Origin of the sequence: Klebsiella sp. D5A (genome assembly GCF_001620885.1) — a bacterium.
Classification (GTDB): Bacteria; Pseudomonadota; Gammaproteobacteria; order Enterobacterales; family Enterobacteriaceae; genus Klebsiella; species Klebsiella variicola.
Genome location: NZ_LOAR01000007.1, coordinates 123,676 through 145,289, shown reverse-complemented (window position 1 = coordinate 145,289; position 21,614 = coordinate 123,676). Strand labels below are relative to the sequence as shown.

Sequence of the window (21,614 nt, the reverse complement as noted above, 5' to 3'; positions counted from 1 at the left end):
AATTTTTTTTAAGAATCGTAAGGTTCTGAGTACAAAACAAGCATACATATAAGGAAAAGAGAGAATGGCTAAGGGGCAATCTTTACAAGATCCGTTCCTGAACGCTTTGCGTCGGGAACGCGTTCCGGTTTCTATTTATTTGGTGAATGGTATCAAGCTGCAAGGGCAAATTGAGTCTTTCGATCAGTTCGTGATCCTGTTGAAGAACACGGTCAGCCAGATGGTCTATAAGCACGCAATTTCTACTGTTGTCCCGTCTCGCCCGGTGTCTCACCACAGCAATAATGCTGGCGGCGGTTCCAGTAACTATCACCACGGTGGTAGCGCGCAGGGCTCTTCTGCGCCGCAACAAGACAGCGACGACGCCGAATAAGGCCAGTGCTGTTTTTCCACGCCGGGGAGCCAGGTTTTCTGTGTTCCCCGCTGGTATTTTATAAGGGGTTTACGCTTGTTTGACCGTTATGACGCCGGTGAGCAGGCGGTACTGGTACACATCTATTTTTCGCAAGACAAAGATATGGAAGATCTCCAGGAGTTTGAAACTCTGGCCTCTTCCGCCGGTGTCGAAGCAATGCAGGTGATTACCGGTAGCCGTAAAGCACCGCACCCGAAGTATTTTGTTGGTGAAGGTAAGGCAGTCGAAATTGCGGAAGCCGTTAAAGCGACCGGCGCGTCGGTCGTGCTCTTCGATCATGCCCTGAGTCCGGCGCAAGAACGCAACCTGGAACGTCTGTGCGAATGCCGGGTTATCGATCGCACCGGTCTTATTTTAGATATTTTCGCCCAGCGCGCGCGCACCCATGAAGGGAAACTGCAGGTTGAGCTGGCGCAGTTGCGCCATATGGCAACCCGCCTCGTCCGCGGCTGGACCCACCTTGAAAGACAGAAAGGCGGGATTGGTTTGCGTGGCCCGGGTGAAACCCAGCTCGAAACCGACCGTCGTTTATTGCGTAACCGCATCATGCAGATCCTGTCGCGACTGGAAAAAGTTGAGAAACAGCGTGAGCAGGGGCGGCGGTCGCGCGCGAAAGCCGATATTCCAACCGTGTCGCTGGTGGGCTACACCAACGCCGGAAAATCAACGCTCTTTAACCAGATCACCGCTGCCGAGGTCTATGCCGCGAATCAGCTGTTCGCCACCCTGGACCCGACGCTGCGCCGCATTGACGTCCCTGACGTCGGCGAAACGGTACTGGCCGATACCGTCGGCTTTATTCGCCATCTGCCGCACGATCTGGTAGCCGCGTTTAAAGCGACGTTGCAGGAGACGCGTCAGGCGACGCTGCTGCTGCATGTGATTGATGCGGCGGATGTCCGCGTGCAGGAAAACATTGATGCGGTAAATACGGTTCTCGCTGAAATTGAGGCCGATGAGATCCCGGCGCTGCTGGTGATGAACAAAATCGACATGCTTGACGATTTTGAACCGCGCATCGATCGCGACGATGAAAATAAACCGATTCGGGTCTGGCTTTCAGCCCAGACCGGGGTTGGCGTACCACTGCTTTTTCAGGCATTAACGGAACGTCTTTCCGGTGAAGTGGCCCAGCATACGCTGCGCTTACCGCCGAAAGAAGGGCGACTGAGAAGCCGTTTCTATCAGCTTCAGGCGATAGAAAAAGAGTGGATGGAGGATGACGGCAGCGTGAGTCTGCAGGTGCGCATGCCGATCGTTGACTGGCGGCGCCTCTGTAAGCAAGAGCCAACGCTTGTTGACTATGTGGTTTAACCTTGCAGCTTGCCTGAAGATATTGACCCCTGTGGGGATATCAAAAACAAATATGGAGCATATACATGGCGTGGAATCAGCCCGGTAATAACGGACAGGACCGCGACCCGTGGGGGAGCAGCAAACCTGGCGGCAACTCTGAGGGAAATGGCAACAAAGGTGGTCGCGAGCAGGGGCCGCCGGATCTGGATGATATCTTCCGCAAGTTAAGTAAAAAACTTGGCGGGCTCGGCGGCGGCAAGGGCGGACTGGGCGGTGGTAATAACGCGCAGACCCCTCGCGGACCGATGGGCGGGCGTATTGTCGGCATCGTTGCCGCGGCGGCAGTGATTATCTGGGCGGCCAGCGGTTTTTATACCATTAAAGAAGCCGAACGCGGCGTCGTGACCCGTTTTGGTAAGTTCAGCCATCTGGTTGAGCCAGGCCTGAACTGGAAACCGACCTTTATCGATAACGTTCAGGCGGTGAACGTGGAGTCGGTACGTGAACTGGCCGCTTCCGGCGTCATGCTGACCTCTGACGAAAACGTCGTGCGCGTTGAGATGAACGTGCAGTACCGCGTCACCGATCCGGAACGCTATCTGTTTAGCGTTACCAGCGCGGATGACAGTCTGCGTCAGGCGACTGACAGCGCGCTGCGCGGCGTGATCGGCAAATACACCATGGATCGCATTCTGACCGAAGGTCGTACCGTGATCCGTAGCGATACCCAGCGCGAGCTGGAAGAGACTATCCGCCCGTACAACATGGGGATCACCCTGCTGGACGTCAACTTCCAGACGGCACGTCCGCCGGAAGAGGTGAAGGCGGCGTTTGACGATGCCATTGCCGCGCGTGAGAACGAGCAGCAGTACATCCGTGAAGCGGAAGCTTATACCAACGAAGTACAGCCGCGGGCGAATGGCCAGGCGCAGCGTATCCTTGAAGAGGCGCGTGCCTACAAGACCCAGACCGTCCTGGAAGCCCAGGGTGAAGTGGCTCGCTTTGCTAAGCTCCTGCCGGAATACAAAGCCGCGCCGGAAATTACCCGCGAGCGTCTGTATATCGAAACCATGGAAAAAGTGCTGAGCCACACCCGCAAAGTGCTGGTCAATGACAGCAAAAACGGCAATCTGATGGTTCTGCCGCTTGACCAGATGCTGAAAGGCGCCGTTGCGCCGGCAGCAAAGAGCGATAGCAGTGACGCCAGCGATCTGCTGCGTCTGCCACCTGCATCCAGCACAGGCAGCGCCAGCACCTCATCAACCTCGAGCTCAACCGGGGGTAGCATTATGGACCAACGCCGCGCTAACGCGCAGCGTAACGACTACCAGCGTCAGGGGGAATAACGATGCGTAAATCTGTTATCGCGATCATTGTCATCGTGCTGGTAGTGCTCTACATGTCAGTCTTTGTCGTAAAGGAAGGCGAGCGCGGGATTACGCTGCGTTTCGGTAAAGTTCTGCGCGACGACGAAAACAAGCCGCTGGTGTATGCGCCGGGCCTGCACTTCAAGATCCCGTTTATCGAATCGGTGAAGATGCTGGATGCGCGTATCCAGACCATGGATAACCAGGCTGACCGTTTTGTGACCAAAGAGAAAAAAGACCTGATCGTCGACTCCTATATCAAGTGGCGCATCAGTGACTTCAGCCGTTACTACCTGGCAACCGGCGGCGGCGACGTCTCCCAGGCCGAGGTGCTGCTGAAGCGTAAATTCTCTGACCGTCTGCGTTCTGAAATTGGTCGTCTGGATGTGAAAGACATCGTCACCGACTCCCGTGGCCGCCTGACGCTGGAAGTGCGCGATGCGCTGAACTCGGGTTCTGCTGGCACGGAAGACGAGGTCAGCACCCCGGCGGCTGATGACGCTATCGCCAAAGCCGCTGAGCGGGTGGAAGCGGAAACCAACGGCAAAGTGCAGGTGATCAACCCGAACAGTATGGCGGCGCTGGGTATCGAAGTTGTCGACGTGCGTATCAAACAGATCAACCTGCCGGCAGAAGTGTCGGAAGCGATTTATAACCGTATGCGCGCGGAGCGTGAAGCGGTTGCTCGTCGCCACCGTTCACAGGGTCAGGAAGAAGCTGAGAAACTGCGCGCGACCGCAGACTATGAAGTCACCAAGACGCTGGCGGAAGCCGAGCGCCAGGGTCGTATCCTGCGTGGTGAAGGTGATGCGGAATCGGCAAAACTGTTTGCCGACGCGTTCAGCCAGGATCCAGGCTTCTACTCCTTTATCCGTAGCCTGCGTGCCTATGAGAAGAGCTTCCAGAGCAACCAGGATGTGATGGTCCTGAGCCCGGACAGTGATTTCTTCCGCTATATGCGTTCACCGGATTCGGCGCGTAAATAAGCCGCAGAGGGTGTAAGCCTGAAGTGCTAACGCGAAAAGGCGCCTGTTTCAGGCGCCTTTTTTCATACTGCGGGGGCGTGAATTAGTTGCCGAGCAGTTTGTTCAGCAGGCCACCGATCACCGGCAGGCTCGCCAGCGCACTTTCGATGGTGCCACCGATAGTCGACCCAACGCTTTCGCCCAGGGTTTTGCCCAGGTCTGGCGCCAGGTCGGCCAGATTGAGGGTGCCAATCAGCGGCAGGTTGATGCTCAGGGCATCGGTACCCATCGTCCATGCGGCGGCGCCGACCTTGCTGCCTAAGGAAGCCAGGCCATCCTGTAACCAGCCTGCGCCGCTCACATTTTCGATTTCAAACGCGGTTAATTCTCTCATGATAATCTTCCTGATTATGTAGACGTACCGGGTTGTAGTACGCGACGGCATAGTTACAATTTAAAAAATATGCAGCAATACAATTAGTTGTGAATTTTGTTTCACCTTGCCAGTTCATAATGAAGATGAAATACGGGACAATGTGAAATGAGTGAATGAATTCACCATGCTGGCCGATGACGCCCGCGAGGGCGACGATAATACTTTTCAATTAGGGTTGATAATGAACTCCACCATTTGGCTGGCGCTGGCGCTGGTTTTAGTACTCGAAGGGCTCGGCCCGCTGCTCTATCCTCGCGCCTGGCGCAAAATGGTCGCCAGCCTGAGCCAGTTACCGGATAATTTATTGCGCCGCTTTGGCGGCGGACTTGTGGTTGCAGGGATTGTGATCTACTACATGTTGAGGAAATCGATTGGCTGATCAAAAAGTGGTCGGATTTGCCTTATTTTGGATGCAAAAAGTGCTGTAACTCTGAAAAAGCGATGGTAGAATCCATTTTTAAGCAAACGGTGATTTTGAAAAATGGGTAACAACGTCGTCGTACTGGGCACCCAATGGGGTGACGAAGGTAAAGGGAAGATCGTCGATCTCCTGACAGAACGGGCTAAATATGTTGTGCGCTACCAGGGTGGCCATAACGCAGGCCATACTCTCGTAATCAACGGTGAAAAAACCGTCCTCCATCTTATTCCATCAGGTATTCTCCGTGAGAATGTAATCAGCATCATCGGTAACGGTGTTGTGCTGTCTCCGGCTGCGCTGATGAAAGAGATGAAAGGTCTGGAAGACCGTGGTATCCCTGTTCGTGAGCGTCTGCTGCTGTCCGAAGCCTGCCCGCTTATCCTCGACTATCACGTGGCGCTGGACGTCGCACGTGAGAAAGCACGCGGTGCGAAAGCTATCGGTACGACCGGTCGCGGTATCGGCCCGGCTTACGAAGATAAAGTTGCTCGTCGCGGTCTGCGCGTTGGCGACCTGTTTGATAAAGCCACCTTCGCTGACAAACTGAAAGAAGTGATGGAATATCACAACTTCCAGTTGGTGAACTTCTACAAAGCAGAAGCGGTTGACTACCAGAAAGTGCTGGACGATGTCATGGCGATTGCCGACATCCTCACCGGCATGGTCGTTGATGTTTCCGATCTGCTGGATCAGGCGCGTAAGCGCGGCGACTTCGTGATGTTCGAAGGCGCGCAGGGTACCCTGCTGGATATCGACCACGGTACCTATCCGTACGTGACTTCCTCTAACACCACCGCGGGTGGCGTGGCAACCGGCTCCGGCCTGGGTCCGCGTTATGTGGATTACGTACTGGGTATCATCAAAGCTTACTCGACTCGCGTAGGCGCGGGTCCGTTCCCGACCGAGCTGTTTGATGAAACTGGCGAGTTCCTCTGCAAGCAGGGTAACGAATTCGGCGCCACCACCGGTCGTCGTCGTCGTACCGGCTGGCTGGACGCGGTTGCAGTACGCCGCGCGGTGCAGATTAACTCCCTGTCTGGCTTCTGCCTGACTAAACTGGACGTCCTCGACGGCCTGAAAGAAGTGAAAATCTGCGTCGGCTACCGTATGCCGGACGGCCGTGAAGTGACCACCACTCCGCTGGCTGCCGACAACTGGGAAGGTATCGAGCCTATCTACGAAACCATGCCGGGCTGGTCCGAAACCACCTTTGGCGTGAAAGAGCGCAGCGGTCTGCCGCAGGCAGCGCTGAACTACATCGCTCGTATTGAAGAGCTGACCGGCGTGCCGGTGGATATCATCTCTACTGGTCCAGACCGTACCGAGACCATGATTCTGCGCGACCCGTTCGACGCGTAATCACTCTCAAGGGGCGCCGTTCGGGCGCCCTTGTTTTTGCTGTTCGCCCGCCCCATTTCAAATAAATTAGCGGCCTGAGCGCTGGCTGGTTTATCATCAATAATAATGATGTCGCTCGACATACCCTGTTTTCTTTTCCCTGAGGTTTATGTGCAGTTAACGAGTTTCACCGATTACGGATTACGCGCGCTGATTTATATGGCGTCGCTGCCGGAAGGACGCATGACCAGCATCTCGGAAGTGACCGAGGTCTATGGCGTCTCCCGTAATCATATGGTTAAAATAATCAATCAGTTAAGCCGCATGGGCTACGTGACTGCCGTGCGGGGGAAGAATGGGGGCATTCGCCTCGGTAAACCAGCAGGGCAGATCCGCGTGGGCGACGTGGTGCGCGACCTTGAACCCTTATCGCTGGTCAACTGCAGCAGCGAATTTTGCCACATTACACCAGCCTGTCGTCTGAAACAGGCGCTAGCTGAAGCCGCGCAGAGTTTTCTCAAGGAGCTGGATAACTATACGCTGGCTGATTTGGTTGAGAAGAATCAACCGCTTTATAAATTATTACTGGTGGAGTGACGCCACTCTGCCGGAGATGACAACGGAGGAACCGATATGTCACAAGATCCATTCCAGGAACGCGAAGCTGAGAAGTACGCGAATCCCATCCCGAGCCGGGAATTTATCCTCGAACATTTAACCAAACGGGAAAAGCCTGCCAGCCGCGATGAGCTGGCCATCGAGTTGAATATTGAGGGCGAAGAACAAATAGAAGCGCTGCGCCGCCGCCTGCGCGCGATGGAGCGCGACGGTCAGCTGGTCTTCACACGCCGCCAGTGCTATGCGCTGCCGGAGCGTCTTGATCTCCTCAAAGGTACCGTTATTGGCCACCGTGATGGCTATGGATTCCTGCGCGTTGAAGGGCGCAAGGACGATCTGTATCTGTCGTCAGAGCAGATGAAAACCTGTATTCACGGTGACCAGGTGCTGGCCCAGCCACTGGGTGCGGACCGTAAGGGCCGCCGCGAGGCGCGCATCGTTCGTGTGCTGGTACCGAAAACCAGCCAGATTGTTGGCCGCTACTTCACCGACGCTGGCGTCGGCTTCGTCGTCCCGGACGACAGTCGCCTGAGCTTCGATATCCTGATCCCGCCTGAAGATATTATGGGCGCGCGGATGGGCTACGTGGTGGTGGTCGAACTGACCCAGCGCCCAACCCGCCGCACCAAAGCGGTCGGGAAAATCGTCGAAGTGCTGGGCGACAACATGGGCACCGGCATGGCCGTCGATATGGCGCTGCGTACCCATGAAATTCCTTACGTCTGGCCGCCGGCGGTGGAAAAACAGGTTTCCGGCCTCAAAGAGCAGGTGCCGGAAGAGGCGAAAGCCGGACGCGTCGATCTGCGCTCTCTGCCGCTGGTCACTATTGATGGCGAAGATGCCCGCGACTTCGATGACGCGGTGTACTGCGAGAAGAAACGCGGCGGCGGCTGGCGTCTGTGGGTGGCTATCGCCGACGTGAGCTACTATGTGCGCCCTGGTACGCCGCTGGACGGCGAAGCGCGTAGCCGCGGGACGTCGGTCTACTTCCCGTCGCAGGTGGTACCGATGCTGCCGGAAGTGCTGTCGAATGGCCTGTGCTCGCTGAACCCGCAGGTCGATCGCCTGTGTATGGTGTGCGAGATGACGATTTCGTCAAAAGGCCGCCTGACCGGCTTTAAGTTCTATGAAGCGGTGATGAGTTCACATGCTCGCCTGACCTACACCAAAGTGTGGCATATGCTGCAGGGCGATCAGGAGCTGCGCGAACACTACGCGCCGCTGGTGAAGCATATTGAAGAGCTGCATAACCTCTACAAAGTGCTGGAGAGCGCCCGCGAAGAGCGCGGCGGTATCTCATTTGAAAGTGAAGAAGCTAAATTCATCTTCAATGCCGAACGCCGTATTGAGCGTATCGAACAGACTCAGCGTAACGATGCGCATAAGCTGATTGAAGAGTGTATGATCCTGGCGAACATCTCCGCCGCGCGTTTCGTTGAGAAAGCGCAGGAGCCGGCACTGTTCCGTATCCACGATAAGCCAAGCACCGAAGCGATTACCTCGTTCCGTACCGTGCTGGCTGAGCTGGGACTGGAGCTGCCGGGCGGCAACAAACCGGAGCCGCGCGATTACGCCGAACTGTTGACCTCCATTGCCGATCGTCCGGATGCCGAAATGCTGCAAACGATGCTCCTGCGCTCCATGAAGCAGGCGGTCTACGATCCGGAAAACCGTGGCCACTTTGGCCTGGCACTGCAGTCATACGCCCACTTCACCTCGCCGATTCGCCGCTACCCGGATCTGTCGCTCCACCGCGCCATCAAGTATCTGCTGGCAAAAGAGCAGGGACATAAAGGGAATAGCACCGAGACCGGCGGCTGGCACTACAGCATGGAAGAGATGCTCCAGCTGGGCCAGCACTGTTCGATGACCGAGCGCCGCGCCGACGAAGCGACGCGTGAAGTGTCCGACTGGCTGAAGTGCGACTTCATGCAGGATCAGGTGGGCAACACCTTCTCCGGTGTCATCGCCAGCGTGACCGGCTTTGGCTTCTTTGTCCGCCTGAACGATCTGTTTATCGATGGTCTGGTGCATGTCTCCTCCCTGGATAACGACTATTACCGTTTTGACCAGGTTGGCCAGCGGCTGATCGGCGAGTCCGGCGGCCAGACTTATCGTCTGGGCGACCGCGTGGAAGTCCGCGTGGAAGCCGTCAACATGGATGAGCGTAAGATTGATTTCAGCCTGATTTCCAGCGAGCGTGCGCCGCGTAATGTTGGCAAAACCGCCCGTGAGAAAGCGAAAAAGAGCACCTCTGGCAAACCGGGTGGCCGTCGCCGCCAGGTGGGTAAACAGGTGAACTTCGAGCCGGATAGCGCGTTCCGCAGAGAAAAAGACCAGGCTAAAGCGAAGCCCAAAGGCGAGAAGAAAGCGAAAAAACCGTCGGCGAAAACACAGAAAATCGCCGCCGCGACCAAAGCCAAGCGCGCGGCAAAGAAGAAAATCGCCGAGTGATTGACGTCCCTTCACTCCAGAAGTCTGCTGGCGCAGAACGGGGTGAAGGGGACGGATAACAGAACCTAAAACGAGTACATCAATGAGTGAAATGATTTACGGCATCCATGCGGTGCAGGCACTGCTGGAACGCGCACCTGAGCGTTTTCAGGAAGTTTATATTCTGAAAGGCCGTGAGGATAAGCGCCTGCTGCCGCTGATCCATGCCCTGGAAGCGCAGGGCGTGGTGATTCAGGTGGCCAACCGCCAGTTCCTCGATGAGAAGAGCGAAGGCGCGGTGCATCAGGGGATCATTGCCCGCGTGAAGCCAGGACGTCAGTATCAGGAGAACGATCTGCCGGATCTGCTGGCGCAGCACGATCAGCCGTTCCTGCTGATCCTCGACGGCGTAACCGATCCGCACAACCTCGGCGCCTGCCTGCGTAGCGCTGATGCCGCTGGTGTGCATGCGGTGATCGTGCCAAAAGATCGTTCCGCTCAGCTGAATGCGACGGCGAAGAAAGTGGCCTGCGGCGCGGCGGAGAACGTCCCGCTGATCCGCGTGACCAACCTGGCGCGTACCATGCGTCTGCTGCAGGAAGAGAACGTCTGGATCGTCGGGACCGCTGGCGAAGCCGACCATACGCTGTTCCAGAGCAAAATGACCGGCCCAATGGCGCTGGTGATGGGCGCTGAAGGTGAAGGTATGCGTCGTCTGACCCGCGAGCACTGCGATGAGCTGATCAGCATCCCGATGGCGGGTAGCGTCTCCTCGCTGAACGTCTCGGTGGCCACCGGCATCTGCCTGTTTGAAGCGGTGCGCCAGCGCAGCTAAGCTGAACCGTCGACGAATCCAAAAAAGCCATCCTCCGGGATGGCTTTTTTGTGACCGCTTTCGCGGGCGAGAATCCCCCTGGAAAACCATACTTATGGCTATCGCCATTGATGGAGGGAGACACGATGCACTGGCAAACGCACACCGTTTTTAATCAACCGACTCCGCTGAATAACAGCAATCTTTTCCTGTCCGATACCGCCCTGCGAGAAGCGGTGGCTCGCGAAGGCGCTGGCTGGGATGGCGATTTGCTCGCCAGCATAGGCCAGCAGCTGGGGACCGCCGAATCGCTGGAGCTGGGACGCCTGGCCAACAGTAACCCACCGGAGCTGCTGCGCTATGACGCCACCGGCGCCCGGCTGGACGACGTGCGCTTTCATCCCGCCTGGCACCTGCTGATGCAGGGGCTGTGCGCGAACCGGGTGCATAACCTCGCCTGGCAGGAGGATGCCCGCGAAGGCGCTTTTGTGGCGCGAGCCGCCCGCTTTCTGCTCCATGCCCAGGTGGAGGCCGGGACGTTGTGCCCGATTACCATGACCTTTGCCGCGACGCCCCTGCTGCAGCACGCCCTGCCCGCGCCCTTTCGCGACTGGCTGTCGCCACTGCTTAGCGATCGTTACGATCCCCACCTCGCGCCTGGCGGCCAGAAGCGCGGCCTGCTGATCGGCATGGGGATGACCGAGAAGCAAGGGGGCTCCGATGTGCTGAGCAATACCACCCGCGCGGAGAAAACGGCGGAAGGGTTTTACCGGCTGGTGGGACACAAGTGGTTCTTCTCAGTGCCGCAGAGCGATGCCCACCTGGTGCTGGCCCAGGCCCCCGCGGGACTGTCGTGCTTCTTTGTGCCGCGTCTGCTGCCCGACGGGCAGCGCAACGGCGTGCGTCTTGAACGCTTAAAAGAGAAGCTTGGCAACCGCTCCAACGCCAGCAGTGAAGTGGAGTTTTATGATGCCTGCGGCTGGCTGGTGGGCGAAGAGGGCGACGGCGTGCGGCAGATCCTCAGGATGGGCGGCCTGACCCGCTTTGACTGCGCGCTGGGCAGCCATGCTCTGATGCGTCGCGCCTTCTCGGTGGCACTGTATCACGCGCTACAGCGTCAGGCGTTTGGCAAAAACCTGGCCGATCAGCCGATGATGCGCCAGTTGCTGGGGCAAATGGCGCTGCGTCTGGAGGGGCAAACTGCGTTTCTGTTTCGTCTGGCGCGCGCCTGGGACCGTCGGGAGGATACCCGGGAAAGCGCATGGGCGCGCCTGTTTACGCCTGCGGCCAAGTTTGCCATCTGCAAGGCCGGTATCCCGTTTGTCGCCGAGGCGATGGAAGTACTGGGCGGCATCGGCTATTGCGAGGAGAGCGAACTCCCGCGCCTCTACCGTGAGATGCCGGTCAACAGCATCTGGGAAGGTTCCGGCAACATTATGTGTCTCGATGTCATGCGGGTGCTCAGCAAGCAGCCGGCGGCGATGGAGCTGCTGGCGGCAGAGTGCGCGGAGGTGAAAGGACAGAATCGCCATCTCGACCGCGCGTGGCGTCAACTGCAGCAACTGCTGAGACGGCCCGCCGAAGAGCAGGGGAGAGAGATTGCCCGGCTGGTCTATCGTCTTGGCGCGGGGGCGCAGATGCTGCGCCACGCTTCGCCGCCGCTGGCTGAAGCCTGGTGTCGGATGATGCTCGACACCCGCGGCGGCATGCGTCTTGATGCGCCGACCCTCGACGACCTGCTGCTGCGGGCCATGGGGCGCGGGCGCCAGGCGCCTCAGGCGTAGAGAATGGCCTGAACGCGCCAGCTGTCCGGCTGTTGTTCTTCGTACATCTGAATAATGCGATACCAGGAGGCGCCTTGCTCGTCCGCTTTGCGGGCAATGGCGTGCTCCACATCCTGTTGGCTGCCGGAAAGATTAGTGACGGAGATCAGACCGATTTCATTCAGGCCAGTGACGCAATCCGCGCTGGCGAATTCGGCTGACTGCGCGGACGTATTGGCCGTCGCAGCGGTAAACAGCAGGCTGGGTAGGGTAAAAGATCGTTTCATCGTCAGCTCCATTTCACGTAGTCCCAAGGGCAGTCCGTTGCTAACGTCCTGCCAGGTGGCTGGCCGAACGTTATTATGCACAGGAGAACGTGAATGGACGCAAAGCTGTGTAAAGCAGATTTAAAGACGCCGCCTCGTCATCGACGATAGAGGATCGCCTGCGAATACCACTGGCCGGGTACCATGGTGTCATCGATCATGATGATGACGTAGTAATCGGCTTTGGCCGCTTCTGCTTTGGCCTGCAGCGCCGCTTCGACATCCATCGGCGAACCGTACATCAGCACACTCACCGTGGCCATTTTCTGCAGGCCAGCCGTCTGGTTACGCTGGATCTCCTGCGGATGGTCGGTGGCGGGCGGCGGGGCTTCCGGCGTTCCCTGCAGGGCACTACACCCGCTGAGGACGATAGCCAGTAACCACGGTGAAAACCTGCGCATAACCATATCTCGTTTCCTGATAGTGATAGTGTAGTGGTAGCCTTAACAGGATTGCCGGGGAATGTTCCCGAACTGTTATCTCTGACGCGATTTTCGAATGAAAATGTTGTGAAAGCGTAACCGGGTTCTCAACATTATGAATCGTAGCAAACTGGGTTGCCCGGTGAATGAATTTTCCCATGACGCCTTACCACGATAGAGAAGGGAGACGATAAATGATTGCACTAGAAATGCGCAACCTCGGCGGCGGTGAAATTTTGCATGCCTGCCCGCAGGAGAGTCTGAATAAACCCTTGCCCTGTATCGTTTTTTATCATGGCTTTACTTCGTCGAAGCTGGTCTACAGCTACTTTGCGGTGGCGTTGGCCGAGGCAGGCTTCCGGGTGATCATGCCGGATGCGCCGGAGCATGGGGTGCGTTATCAGGGCGACGAGGCCGGGCGGATGCAGCGCTTCTGGCCGATCCTGCAGCAGAATTTCAGGGAGTTTCCCGCGCTGCGCGAGGCGATTATCGCCGAGGGATGGCTGGAGGGAGAGCGGCTGGCGGTGGCTGGCGCCTCGATGGGAGGGATGACGGCGCTGGGCATCATGACGCACCATCCCGAACTGAACTGCGTCGCTTGTCTGATGGGGTCGGGCTATTTTCGTTCGCTGTCGCAAACCCTGTTTCCCTCGCCTGGCTTTGATGCTGACAGTCTCCGCGAATGGGATGTCAGCCATCAGCTGGCGTCCCTTGCCCGGCGGCCGCTGTTGCTCTGGCATGGGGACGCTGACGATGTGGTGCCGCCGGAAGAGACCTTCCGTCTTGAGCAGGCGCTGCGGCAAGGCGATCTTACCGCCAGGCTGACCTGCGTCTGGCAAAAGGGCGTCCGCCATCGCATTACGCCAGAGGCGCTGGCCGCGACGGTCGCCTTTTTCCGCCAGCATCTTTAAACGCGGATCACGCTGACGCCCTGATCCTCAAGCTGTTTGAGGATTGCGGCATCAGCTTGTTTCCCGGTGATCACCACGTCAATTTGCCCGGCCTGGCTGAATAACATCCCGGCGCGCTCGCCGACCTTGCTGCTGTCGACCAGCACCGCCAGTTTGCCGACCACGTTGAGCATTTTCTGCTCGGCCATGGCGGTCAGCATATCGGTTTTGTAGAGCCCTTCGGCGGTGAGTCCTTTGCCGCTGGTGAACATCCAGTGTCCGGCATACAGGCTGTTTTCGCTACCGTGGGGGCTGAGCGTGATGGCGTGGCTACGGTTGTACTGTCCACCCATGATAATCACGCTGTCGTGCTCCTGGTCGATCAGGTAATTAGCCAGCGGCAGATAGTTGGTGATGATCTGCACCGGTTTACCGCACAGTTCCCGCCCCAGCAGAAAGGCGGTGGAGCCGCAGTTAATGACGATACTTTCCCCCGGCGCGATCAGCTGCGAAGCGGCGCGTGCGATACGCACTTTTTCATCCAGGTTTTGCGCCTGATGGATATTCATCGGCGTCCAGCGGGGGCGCTGCTCACTAATGGCTTCCGCGCCATTGCGAACCTTTTTCAGTTTGCCGCTTTCATCCAGCTTGTTGATATCACGTCGGGCGGTTGCGGGTGAGATCCCGAGCCGCGACATCACCTGCTCTACGGTAACAAACCCCGTTTGGGCGAGCAGATCCAGCAGAATTTGGTGCCTTTGCGCTTCCGTCATGAGCGAATCCGATTAAAAGTGAACGGCAAAGATGATATTTGAAATCATGTGAAAATACTAACCCTGAGACGGGGTATTTCCGGCAGGCAGTGCCTGCCGGAGGCGGCTTACAGGAAGGATTTGAACGGCAGGTCCGGCTCAATGGTGAAGCAGTCATCGAAGCCGCGCGGGTAGTGATATTCGAAATTGTCTTTATCCAGCGGCCAGGTAAATTTGCCGCCGACCTGCCAGATAAACGGCTTGAAGCCGTACTTCAGACGATCCTTTTTCATCTCCCACAGGACGCGGATCTCCTGCGGATCGGCCTGAAAGTTTGACCAGATATCATGGTGGAACGGGATCACCACTTTGGCGTTGAGCGACTCCGCCATACGCAGGATATCGGCGCTGGTCATTTTGTCGGTGATGCCGCGCGGGTTCTCGCCATACGAGCCGAGGGCGACGTCAATTTGATGCTCGTTGCCGTGCTTCGCGTAGTAGTTGGAGTAGTGGGAATCGCCGCTGTGGTAGAGATTGCCGCCCGGCGTTTTAAACAGATAGTTGACTGCGCGCTGGTCCATGCCGTCCGGCAGCACGCCGGCGGCTTTTTGATCCGCCGGGAGGGTGATCAGCGCTGTGCGATCGAACGCGTCGAGCGCGTGGATCTCAATGTCTTTGATCTTCACCACATCACCGGGCTTCATGACGATACAGCGCGCTTTCGGTACGCCCCAGCCGATCCACAGGTCGACACAGGTTTTCGGCCCAATAAAGGGCACATCGGCCGGGCAGTTCTGCATCACGGCGGCGGCGACGTTGACGTCAATATGATCGTTATGATCATGGGTCGCCAGTACGGCGTCAATCTGGCGAATGGCGAACGGATCGAGCACGAACGGCGTGGTGCGCAGGTTCGGCTGCAGTTTCTTCACCCCCGCCATCCGCTGCATTTGATGGCCGGTTTTCATCAGCGGATTGCCGTGGCTCTGTTTACCGGTGCCGCACCAGAAATCGACGCAGACGTTAGCCCCTCCCTCGGATTTTAACCAGATGCCGGTACAGCCCAGCCACCACATGGCGAAGGTGCCTGGCGCAACCTGCTCTTGTTCAATCTCTTCATTCAGCCAGCTACCCCATTCCGGAAAGGTGTTCAGGATCCATGATTCTCGGGTGATGGTTTGGACTTTACTCATCGCGGTCTTCCTCATGCATTTTCAAAAGTAATCAGTATTTGATTGGTTTTGATTTATGTTGTCACTGTGTTTTCAAGATTGCAATCTTGTTTTCCTGCATTTTTGCGAGGCGTCGCGCATAATTTCCGGGCTCTATCCGCTCAAATTGACGTTAGGTGTTGTTTTATCTATATGATTTAAAAATGTTTATTTATGTGTCTACGTACATAATTGGTAATGACCAGATTGAAAGTGAGGATTATTGCGGCGTACGTCACATTTAATCAAATTCAATCTTGTTGTGATTATTTTTGATTATTAGAGTGAGGGCGACGACAACTGCTGAGCGACATGCGCGTTCAAAGCCTTCCTCTTCTGGAGTGTGTTATGGAGATCCTCTACAACATCTTTACCGTCTTCTTTAATCAGGTCATGACCAATGCCCCGCTGCTGCTGGGTATCGTGACCTGCCTTGGCTATATCCTGTTGCGTAAAAGCGTCAGCGTGATTATCAAAGGTACGATCAAAACCATCATTGGTTTCATGCTGTTACAAGCCGGTTCCGGCATCCTCACCAGCACCTTTAAGCCGGTGGTGGCGAAAATGTCAGAGGTCTATGGCATCAATGGCGCGATTTCCGATACTTACGCCTCGATGATGGCGACCATCGACCGGATGGGCGAGGCCTACAGCTGGGTAGGGTATGCGGTGCTCCTGGCACTGGCGCTGAACATCTGTTACGTCCTGCTGCGCCGCATTACCGGTATCCGCACCATCATGCTGACTGGCCATATCATGTTTCAGCAGGCGGGGCTGATTGCGGTCTCGTTCTTCATCTTTGGTTACGGGATGTGGACGACCATTATCTGCACCGCGGTACTGGTCTCTCTGTACTGGGGGATCACCTCCAACATGATGTTCAAGCCTACCCAACTGGTCACCGACGGCTGCGGTTTTTCCATCGGTCACCAGCAGCAGTTTGCCTCGTGGATTGCTTACAAAGTGGCGCCGTATCTGGGGAAAAAAGAGGAGAGCGTCGAAGACCTCAAGCTGCCCGGCTGGCTGAATATCTTCCACGACAACATCGTCTCTACCGCGATTGTGATGACCATTTTCTTTGGCGCGATCCTGCTTTCCTTCGGTATTGATGTGGTGCAGGCGATGGCGGGCAAAACCCACTGGACGGTCTATATCCTGCAGACCGGTTTCTCCTTCGCGGTGGCCATTTTCATCATTACCCAGGGCGTGCGGATGTTCGTCGCCGAACTGTCCGAAGCCTTCAACGGCATCTCGCAACGCCTGATCCCCGGCGCGGTGCTGGCGATTGACTGCGCCGCGATCTACAGCTTTGCGCCGAATGCGGTGGTGTGGGGCTTTATGTGGGGCACCATCGGCCAGCTGATTGCCGTCGGCATTCTGGTCGGCATCGGCTCTTCAATTCTGATTATTCCAGGCTTTATCCCGATGTTCTTCTCCAACGCGACGATTGGCGTTTTTGCCAACCATTTCGGCGGCTGGCGTGCGGCGCTCAAGATCTGCCTGGTGATGGGCATGGTTGAAATTTTCGGCTGCGTATGGGCGGTGAAGCTCACCGGTATGAGCGCCTGGATGGGGATGGCGGACTGGTCGATTCTGGCGCCGCCGATGATGCAGGGCTTCGCCTCCATCGGGCTGGCGTTTATGGCCGTCATCATCCTGATTGCACTGGCTTATATGTTCTTCGCCGGCCGCGCGCTGCGTGCCGAGGAAGACGCGGAAAAACAACTGGCAGAGGCCTCTGCCCAATAAGGAGTTCTGATTATGACCGTACGTATTCTGGCTGTGTGTGGCAACGGGCAAGGCAGTTCCATGATCATGAAAATGAAGGTGGATCAGTTCCTGACGCAATCCAACATCGACCACACGGTAAACAGCTGCGCGGTAGGTGAATACAAAAGCGAACTGAACGGCGCGGATATCATCATCGCTTCAACCCATATCGCGGGGGAGATTACCGTCTCCGGCAATAAACACGTGGTGGGCGTACGCAATATGCTGTCGCCGGCAGATTTCGGCCCAAAACTGCTGGAGGTGATTAAAACTCACTTCCCGCAGGACGTGAAATAAGGAGCGGCCATGAAACTTCATGAATCGCTGGCGCAGAACCACTCCATTCGCCTGCAGGCGGAAGCGGAAACCTGGCAGGAGGCGGTAAAAATCGGCGTCGACCTGCTGGTGGCCGCCGACGTCGTGGAACCGCGCTATTACCAGGCCATTCTCGACGGCGTGGCCGAGCACGGCCCCTATTTTGTGATTGCCCCCGGGCTGGCGATGCCGCACGGGCGGCCGGAAGAGGGCGTCAGGAAAACCGGCTTTGCGCTGGTGACGCTAAAAAAACCGCTGGTTTTCAACCACGAAGATAACGACCCGGTCGACATTCTGATCACCATGGCGGCGGTTGATGCCACCACTCACCAGGAGGTGGGCATCATGCAGATCGTTAACCTGTTTGACGATGAAGCCAATTTCGACCGTTTACGCGCCTGCCGTAGCGAGCAGGAAGTGCTGGATTTAATCAAAAACGCCACCGCGGCGGCTGTTTAAAAGGAACACCATCATGTCATTACCTATGTTACAGGTCGCTCTGGACAACCAAACGCTGGCCAGTGCCTATGAAACGACCCGCCTGATCGCCGAAGAGGTGGATATCATTGAAGTCGGTACTATTCTTTGCGTCGGCGAAGGGGTGCGTGCGGTGCGCGATCTGAAGGCGCTGTATCCGCATAAAATCGTGCTGGCGGACGCCAAAATTGCCGACGCCGGCAAGATCCTGTCGCGGATGTGCTTTGAAGCCAACGCCGACTGGGTCACGGTGATCTGCTGTGCCGATATCAATACCGCCAAAGGGGCGCTGGACGTCGCCAAAGAATTTAACGGCGATGTGCAAATTGAGCTGACCGGCTTCTGGACCTGGGAACAGGCGCAGGCATGGCGCGAGGCGGGTATTCAGCAGGTGGTCTATCACCGCAGCCGCGACGCACAGGCGGCAGGCGTGGCGTGGAGCGAGGCGGATATCAGCGCGATTAAACGTTTGTCCGATATGGGCTTCAAAGTGACTGTCACCGGCGGTCTGGCGCTGGAAGACCTGCCGCTGTTCGCGGGTATCCCTATTCACGTCTTTATTGCCGGGCGCAGCATCCGCGATGCCGCCTCGCCGGTGGAAGCGGCGCGCCAGTTTAAACGCTCTATCGCCCAGCTGTGGGGTTAAGGAGCGGTTATGTTGGCGAAATCCATTCCGCTCGGCATCTATGAAAAAGCGCTCCCCGCCGGGGAGTGCTGGCTGGAGCGGCTGCAGCTGGCGAAGGCGCTGGGCTTTGATTTTGTGGAAATGTCTCTCGATGAAACGGACGTGCGCCTTGCGCGACTGGACTGGAGCCCCGAGCAGCGTCTGGCGCTGGTCAAGGCGGTGGCTGACACCGGCGTCCGGGTACCATCGATGTGCCTTAGCGCCCATCGCCGTTTTCCGCTGGGTAGTGAAGACGACGCGGTGCGTCATCAGGGGCTGGAAATTATGCGTAAAGCCATCCAGCTGGCGCAGGATGTGGGGATCCGGGTGATCCAGCTGGCAGGCTACGACGTCTATTACCAGCAGGCGAACGATGAGACGCGCCGCCGCTTTCGCGACGGCCTGAAACAGAGCGTCGAAATGGCCAGCCGTGCCCAGGTCACGCTGGCGATGGAGATCATGGATTACCCGCTGATGAACTCGATCAGTAAGGCCTTAGGCTACGCCCATTACCTGAATAATCCGTGGTTCCAGCTTTACCCTGATATCGGCAATCTGTCAGCGTGGGATAACGACGTCCAGATGGAACTGAAGGCGGGGAGCGGGCATATCGTGGCGGTACACGTCAAAGACACGAAACCTGGCGTCTTTAAAAACGTGCCGTTTGGCGAAGGGGTGGTCGATTTTGAACGCTGCTTCGAAACGCTCAAGCAGACCGGCTACTGCGGACCGTATCTGATTGAGATGTGGAGCGAAACAAGCGCTGATCCGCTGGCGGAGGTGGCGAAGGCACGTGACTGGGTGAAGGCGCGGATGGCCCGCGCGGGCCTGATGGAGGCGGCGTAATGCAACAACTGAAACAGCAGGTGTTCGAGGCCAATATGGATCTGCCGCGCTACGGTCTGGTGACCTTCACCTGGGGCAATGTCAGCGCCATTGACCGGCAGCGCGGGCTGGTGGCGATCAAGCCCAGCGGCGTCGCCTATGAGACCATGAAGGCGGACGATATGGTTGTCGTGGATCTTGAGGGCAACGTGGTGGAAGGGCTGTATCGCCCCTCCTCTGATACCGCCACCCATCTGGCGCTCTATCGTCGTTATCCCGACCTTGGCGGAGTGGTGCATACCCACTCGACGCATGCCACCGCCTGGGCGCAGGCGGGGCTGGCGATCCCGGCGCTTGGCACCACCCATGCGGACTACTTCTTCGGTGATATCCCCTGTACCCGGGCGCTTAGCGCACAGGAGGTGGACGAGGCTTACGAGCTGAACACCGGGCAGGTGATTATCGAAACGCTGGGCGCGTCGAATCCGCTGCATACGCCTGGGATCGTCGTCTATCAGCACGGGCCGTTTGCCTGGGGCAAAGACGCCCACGAGGCGGTACACAACGCGGTGGTGATGGAAGAAGTGGCGCGCATGGCGTGGATTGCCCGCGGCATTAATCCGCAGCTGCAGCCCATCGACAGCTGGCTGATGAAAAAACATTTTCTGCGTAAACACGGGCCAAACGCCTACTATGGGCAGAAGTAAACAGCGTGCTCCGGGGCTTTCACCCTCACGGTGAAGCAACTGGTCTGGCCCCGGAGCCGTTTTTTTAGCCCTGACGATAGGCCGACGGCATCACGCGCATGCCGATGAGCGTGACCATACAAATTATCGCGCCGGCGTAAAACGTCGAGGCGGCGCCGAAGGTTTCCCACAGTACCCCTGCGCCGGTACTGGCCAGCAGCAGCGCCAGGCCGCTCATCAGGTTGAACATGCCGAATGCCGTACCGCGTAGTTCCGGCGGCGCGGTATGCGCAACCATCGCTGCCAGCAGGCCCTGGGTCATTCCCATATGAATCCCCCACAGTGCGACGCCGAGCAGTAGCGTACTCCAGTGGCCGCTGAGCGCCAGCACGATATCGGCGAGGATCAGCACCAGCAGTCCCCACTGCAGCAGTTTGCTGTGGCTCATGCTGTCTGAGAGTTTACCGAACGGGTAAGCCGTGAGGCTGTAGACCAGGTTCATCGCCACCATCACCAGCGGGATGGTAAACAGCGGGATCTCCATCTGCTGGGCGCGCAGCACCAGAAAGGCTTCGCTGAAGCGGGCGAGGGTGAAGATGCTGCCGATGGCGACTACCCACCAGTAGGCGGCGGAGAGCTTTTTCAGGTTTTCGCGCTTCAGCGGATTGCTGCGTTTGTGTGCGATGGCGGATTTTGGCTCCTGCAGGCCAAACCCGAGCAGGAGAATGGAGAGCACGGCGGGAATGACCGCCACCCAGAAAATAGCGTGAAAATCGTTGGCCCAGATAAACATCAGCAGCACCGCCAGCAGCGGGCCGAGAAAGGCGCCGACGGTATCCAGCGCCTGGCGAAGCCCGTAGGCGGCGCCGCGGATCTCCGGCGGGGTGACGTCGGCAACCAGCGCATCGCGCGGCGCGCCGCGAATACCTTTCCCTACGCGGTCAATCATGCGGGCGCTAAACACCACTCCGGCGGTGGGGGCGATGGCAAACAGCGGCTTACTGAGCGCGCCCAGGCCGTATCCCAGCAGCGCCAGTCCTTTGCGCTTGCCGACATAGTCGCTGATAACGCCGGAGAAGACTTTCAGGATCAGGGCGGTGGCTTCCGCCAGTCCCTCGATAAGACCGATAATTATCACGCTGGCGCCGAGGGTGGTGGCCATAAACAACGGTAAGAGGCTGTGGATCATCTCGGAGGAGACATCCATCAGCAGGCTGACGCCGCCGAGTACCCAAACGCCTTTGGGGATACGGCCTAAGGTGGCGAAACGCGGAACCATCAATCACTCCTGATTATCAAATGGCGAGTGGCTGATTAAATCAGGTTGCGATGGCGCTGATAAGTCGGTTTGTAAAATAATTCTCAATTGCATTTAGGCGCAGGCCTCGCTTCGCCCCTCGCAAGGAGAGG

General features: G+C 57.5%; 23 protein-coding genes. 17 read left to right on the top strand and 6 right to left on the bottom strand.

Annotated elements, in window-relative coordinates; translation table 11 throughout:
- The first annotated feature begins 64 nt into the window (after positions 1-64).
- The 4 genes from hfq to hflC all read left to right on the top strand — a co-directional run bounded on the left by hfq (position 65) and on the right by hflC (position 4,064).
- Positions 65-373, top strand: a complete 309-nt coding sequence (gene hfq / locus AS136_RS11970) for an RNA chaperone Hfq (RefSeq protein WP_002885659.1) — start codon at positions 65-67, stop codon at positions 371-373.
- A 75-nt stretch (positions 374-448) separates the two neighbouring features.
- A complete protein-coding gene (gene hflX / locus AS136_RS11965; protein ID WP_004146725.1) occupies positions 449-1,729 on the top strand; it encodes a ribosome rescue GTPase HflX in 1,281 nt (426 codons plus the stop codon).
- 65 nt (positions 1,730-1,794) lie between these two features.
- Entirely contained in the window at positions 1,795-3,057 is a 1,263-nt protein-coding gene (gene hflK, locus AS136_RS11960; protein ID WP_023323503.1) for an FtsH protease activity modulator HflK, read from the top strand.
- A 2-nt stretch (positions 3,058-3,059) separates the two neighbouring features.
- Positions 3,060-4,064 carry a protease modulator HflC gene (gene hflC / locus AS136_RS11955; RefSeq protein ID WP_002885662.1) on the top strand — a complete coding sequence of 335 codons (1,005 nt, stop codon included), beginning with the start codon at positions 3,060-3,062 and terminating at the stop codon, positions 4,062-4,064.
- 82 nt (positions 4,065-4,146) lie between these two features.
- Here hflC and AS136_RS11950 read toward each other — a convergent pair whose 3' ends face one another.
- Positions 4,147-4,437: a hypothetical protein gene (locus tag AS136_RS11950; RefSeq protein ID WP_008807192.1), complete on the bottom strand. Its 291-nt coding sequence runs from the start codon at positions 4,435-4,437 to the stop codon at positions 4,147-4,149.
- Positions 4,438-4,660: 223 nt separating this feature from the next.
- Here AS136_RS11950 and AS136_RS11945 point away from each other — a divergent pair, with 223 nt between their 5' ends.
- The 6 genes from AS136_RS11945 to AS136_RS11920 all read left to right on the top strand — a co-directional run bounded on the left by AS136_RS11945 (position 4,661) and on the right by AS136_RS11920 (position 11,887).
- Complete coding sequence (locus AS136_RS11945) at positions 4,661-4,858, top strand: DUF2065 domain-containing protein (RefSeq protein WP_002885664.1); 198 nt, start codon at positions 4,661-4,663, stop codon at positions 4,856-4,858.
- Positions 4,859-4,960: 102 nt separating this feature from the next.
- On the top strand, positions 4,961-6,259 hold the full coding sequence (locus AS136_RS11940) for an adenylosuccinate synthase (RefSeq protein WP_008807190.1): 1,299 nt from the start codon (positions 4,961-4,963) through the stop codon (positions 6,257-6,259).
- A gap of 150 nt (positions 6,260-6,409) precedes the next feature.
- The gene (gene nsrR / locus AS136_RS11935) at positions 6,410-6,835 is read left to right on the top strand and encodes a nitric oxide-sensing transcriptional repressor NsrR (protein WP_002885667.1); all 426 of its coding nucleotides are present in this window, start codon (positions 6,410-6,412) and stop codon (positions 6,833-6,835) included.
- A gap of 36 nt (positions 6,836-6,871) precedes the next feature.
- Positions 6,872-9,310, top strand: a complete 2,439-nt coding sequence (gene rnr, locus AS136_RS11930; RefSeq protein ID WP_023323504.1) for a ribonuclease R — start codon at positions 6,872-6,874, stop codon at positions 9,308-9,310.
- An 82-nt stretch (positions 9,311-9,392) separates the two neighbouring features.
- On the top strand, positions 9,393-10,124 hold the full coding sequence (gene rlmB / locus AS136_RS11925; RefSeq protein ID WP_023323505.1) for a 23S rRNA (guanosine(2251)-2'-O)-methyltransferase RlmB: 732 nt from the start codon (positions 9,393-9,395) through the stop codon (positions 10,122-10,124).
- Positions 10,125-10,249: 125 nt separating this feature from the next.
- Positions 10,250-11,887 (top strand): isovaleryl-CoA dehydrogenase, encoded by a 1,638-nt coding sequence (locus AS136_RS11920; protein WP_023323506.1) that lies wholly within the window; start codon positions 10,250-10,252, stop codon positions 11,885-11,887.
- On the opposite strand, the gene yjfN is transcribed toward AS136_RS11920, so the two are convergent.
- Both yjfN and bsmA read right to left on the bottom strand, forming a co-directional pair.
- On the bottom strand, positions 11,878-12,153 hold the full coding sequence (gene yjfN, locus AS136_RS11915) for a DUF1471 family protease activator YjfN (RefSeq protein ID WP_008807186.1): 276 nt from the start codon (positions 12,151-12,153) through the stop codon (positions 11,878-11,880). The two genes, AS136_RS11920 and yjfN, sit on opposite strands and share 10 nt — an antisense overlap.
- Positions 12,154-12,290: 137 nt before the next feature.
- A complete protein-coding gene (gene bsmA / locus AS136_RS11910; protein WP_023323507.1) occupies positions 12,291-12,599 on the bottom strand; it encodes a biofilm peroxide resistance protein BsmA in 309 nt (102 codons plus the stop codon).
- A gap of 209 nt (positions 12,600-12,808) precedes the next feature.
- Between bsmA and yjfP the strand changes: the two genes are divergently transcribed.
- Positions 12,809-13,525, top strand: a complete 717-nt coding sequence (yjfP, locus tag AS136_RS11905) for an esterase (protein WP_023323508.1) — start codon at positions 12,809-12,811, stop codon at positions 13,523-13,525.
- Here yjfP and ulaR read toward each other — a convergent pair.
- Complete coding sequence (ulaR, locus tag AS136_RS11900) at positions 13,522-14,277, bottom strand: HTH-type transcriptional regulator UlaR (RefSeq protein WP_008807183.1); 756 nt, start codon at positions 14,275-14,277, stop codon at positions 13,522-13,524. The genes yjfP and ulaR overlap by 4 nt on opposite strands.
- Positions 14,278-14,384: 107 nt before the next feature.
- Entirely contained in the window at positions 14,385-15,449 is a 1,065-nt protein-coding gene (gene ulaG, locus AS136_RS11895) for an L-ascorbate 6-phosphate lactonase (protein WP_008807182.1), read from the bottom strand.
- 366 nt (positions 15,450-15,815) lie between these two features.
- On the opposite strand from ulaG, the gene ulaA reads away from it, so the two are divergent.
- Genes ulaA through AS136_RS11865 form a run of 6 tightly spaced genes read left to right on the top strand, consistent with a single transcriptional unit; the run spans position 15,816 to position 20,225 of the window.
- Complete coding sequence (gene ulaA / locus AS136_RS11890) at positions 15,816-17,216, top strand: PTS ascorbate transporter subunit IIC (protein ID WP_012543107.1); 1,401 nt, start codon at positions 15,816-15,818, stop codon at positions 17,214-17,216.
- 12 nt (positions 17,217-17,228) lie between these two features.
- Positions 17,229-17,534, top strand: coding sequence for a PTS ascorbate transporter subunit IIB (gene ulaB / locus AS136_RS11885; RefSeq protein WP_023291723.1), 306 nt, complete (start codon positions 17,229-17,231; stop codon positions 17,532-17,534).
- A 9-nt stretch (positions 17,535-17,543) separates the two neighbouring features.
- Positions 17,544-18,011, top strand: coding sequence for a PTS ascorbate transporter subunit IIA (ulaC, locus tag AS136_RS11880; RefSeq protein ID WP_023323509.1), 468 nt, complete (start codon positions 17,544-17,546; stop codon positions 18,009-18,011).
- 13 nt (positions 18,012-18,024) lie between these two features.
- On the top strand, positions 18,025-18,675 hold the full coding sequence (gene ulaD, locus AS136_RS11875; RefSeq protein ID WP_008807179.1) for a 3-keto-L-gulonate-6-phosphate decarboxylase UlaD: 651 nt from the start codon (positions 18,025-18,027) through the stop codon (positions 18,673-18,675).
- Between the two features lie 9 nt (positions 18,676-18,684).
- Positions 18,685-19,539 (top strand): L-ribulose-5-phosphate 3-epimerase, encoded by an 855-nt coding sequence (locus AS136_RS11870; protein WP_008807178.1) that lies wholly within the window; start codon positions 18,685-18,687, stop codon positions 19,537-19,539.
- Entirely contained in the window at positions 19,539-20,225 is a 687-nt protein-coding gene (locus AS136_RS11865) for an L-ribulose-5-phosphate 4-epimerase (protein WP_063266793.1), read from the top strand. Before AS136_RS11870 ends, AS136_RS11865 begins: the two co-directional genes overlap by 1 nt.
- Positions 20,226-20,289: 64 nt before the next feature.
- Here the strand turns inward: AS136_RS11865 and AS136_RS11860 are convergent, their stop codons facing one another.
- Positions 20,290-21,483: an MFS transporter gene (locus tag AS136_RS11860; RefSeq protein WP_008807176.1), complete on the bottom strand. Its 1,194-nt coding sequence runs from the start codon at positions 21,481-21,483 to the stop codon at positions 20,290-20,292.
- Positions 21,484-21,614: the final 131 nt, after the last annotated feature.

Bases quoted from the DNA above. Each gene is read 5' to 3' on its own strand.
- bsmA (WP_023323507.1), bottom strand. From the start codon at position 12,599: ATGGTTATGCGCAGGTTTTCACCGTGGTTACTGGCTATCGTCCTCAGC.
- hfq (WP_002885659.1), top strand. From the start codon at position 65: ATGGCTAAGGGGCAATCTTTACAAGATCCGTTCCTGAACGCTTTGCGT.
- ulaG (WP_008807182.1), bottom strand. From the start codon at position 15,449: ATGAGTAAAGTCCAAACCATCACCCGAGAATCATGGATCCTGAACACC.
- AS136_RS11920 (WP_023323506.1), top strand. From the start codon at position 10,250: ATGCACTGGCAAACGCACACCGTTTTTAATCAACCGACTCCGCTGAAT.
- hflK (WP_023323503.1), top strand. From the start codon at position 1,795: ATGGCGTGGAATCAGCCCGGTAATAACGGACAGGACCGCGACCCGTGG.
- hflC (WP_002885662.1), top strand. From the start codon at position 3,060: ATGCGTAAATCTGTTATCGCGATCATTGTCATCGTGCTGGTAGTGCTC.
- AS136_RS11860 (WP_008807176.1), bottom strand. From the start codon at position 21,483: ATGGTTCCGCGTTTCGCCACCTTAGGCCGTATCCCCAAAGGCGTTTGG.
- yjfP (WP_023323508.1), top strand. From the start codon at position 12,809: ATGATTGCACTAGAAATGCGCAACCTCGGCGGCGGTGAAATTTTGCAT.
- AS136_RS11945 (WP_002885664.1), top strand. From the start codon at position 4,661: ATGAACTCCACCATTTGGCTGGCGCTGGCGCTGGTTTTAGTACTCGAA.
- rlmB (WP_023323505.1), top strand. From the start codon at position 9,393: ATGAGTGAAATGATTTACGGCATCCATGCGGTGCAGGCACTGCTGGAA.
- rnr (WP_023323504.1), top strand. From the start codon at position 6,872: ATGTCACAAGATCCATTCCAGGAACGCGAAGCTGAGAAGTACGCGAAT.
- ulaC (WP_023323509.1), top strand. From the start codon at position 17,544: ATGAAACTTCATGAATCGCTGGCGCAGAACCACTCCATTCGCCTGCAG.
- AS136_RS11865 (WP_063266793.1), top strand. From the start codon at position 19,539: ATGCAACAACTGAAACAGCAGGTGTTCGAGGCCAATATGGATCTGCCG.
- ulaR (WP_008807183.1), bottom strand. From the start codon at position 14,277: ATGACGGAAGCGCAAAGGCACCAAATTCTGCTGGATCTGCTCGCCCAA.
- AS136_RS11870 (WP_008807178.1), top strand. From the start codon at position 18,685: ATGTTGGCGAAATCCATTCCGCTCGGCATCTATGAAAAAGCGCTCCCC.
- AS136_RS11940 (WP_008807190.1), top strand. From the start codon at position 4,961: ATGGGTAACAACGTCGTCGTACTGGGCACCCAATGGGGTGACGAAGGT.
- ulaA (WP_012543107.1), top strand. From the start codon at position 15,816: ATGGAGATCCTCTACAACATCTTTACCGTCTTCTTTAATCAGGTCATG.
- AS136_RS11950 (WP_008807192.1), bottom strand. From the start codon at position 4,437: ATGAGAGAATTAACCGCGTTTGAAATCGAAAATGTGAGCGGCGCAGGC.
- ulaB (WP_023291723.1), top strand. From the start codon at position 17,229: ATGACCGTACGTATTCTGGCTGTGTGTGGCAACGGGCAAGGCAGTTCC.
- ulaD (WP_008807179.1), top strand. From the start codon at position 18,025: ATGTCATTACCTATGTTACAGGTCGCTCTGGACAACCAAACGCTGGCC.
- yjfN (WP_008807186.1), bottom strand. From the start codon at position 12,153: ATGAAACGATCTTTTACCCTACCCAGCCTGCTGTTTACCGCTGCGACG.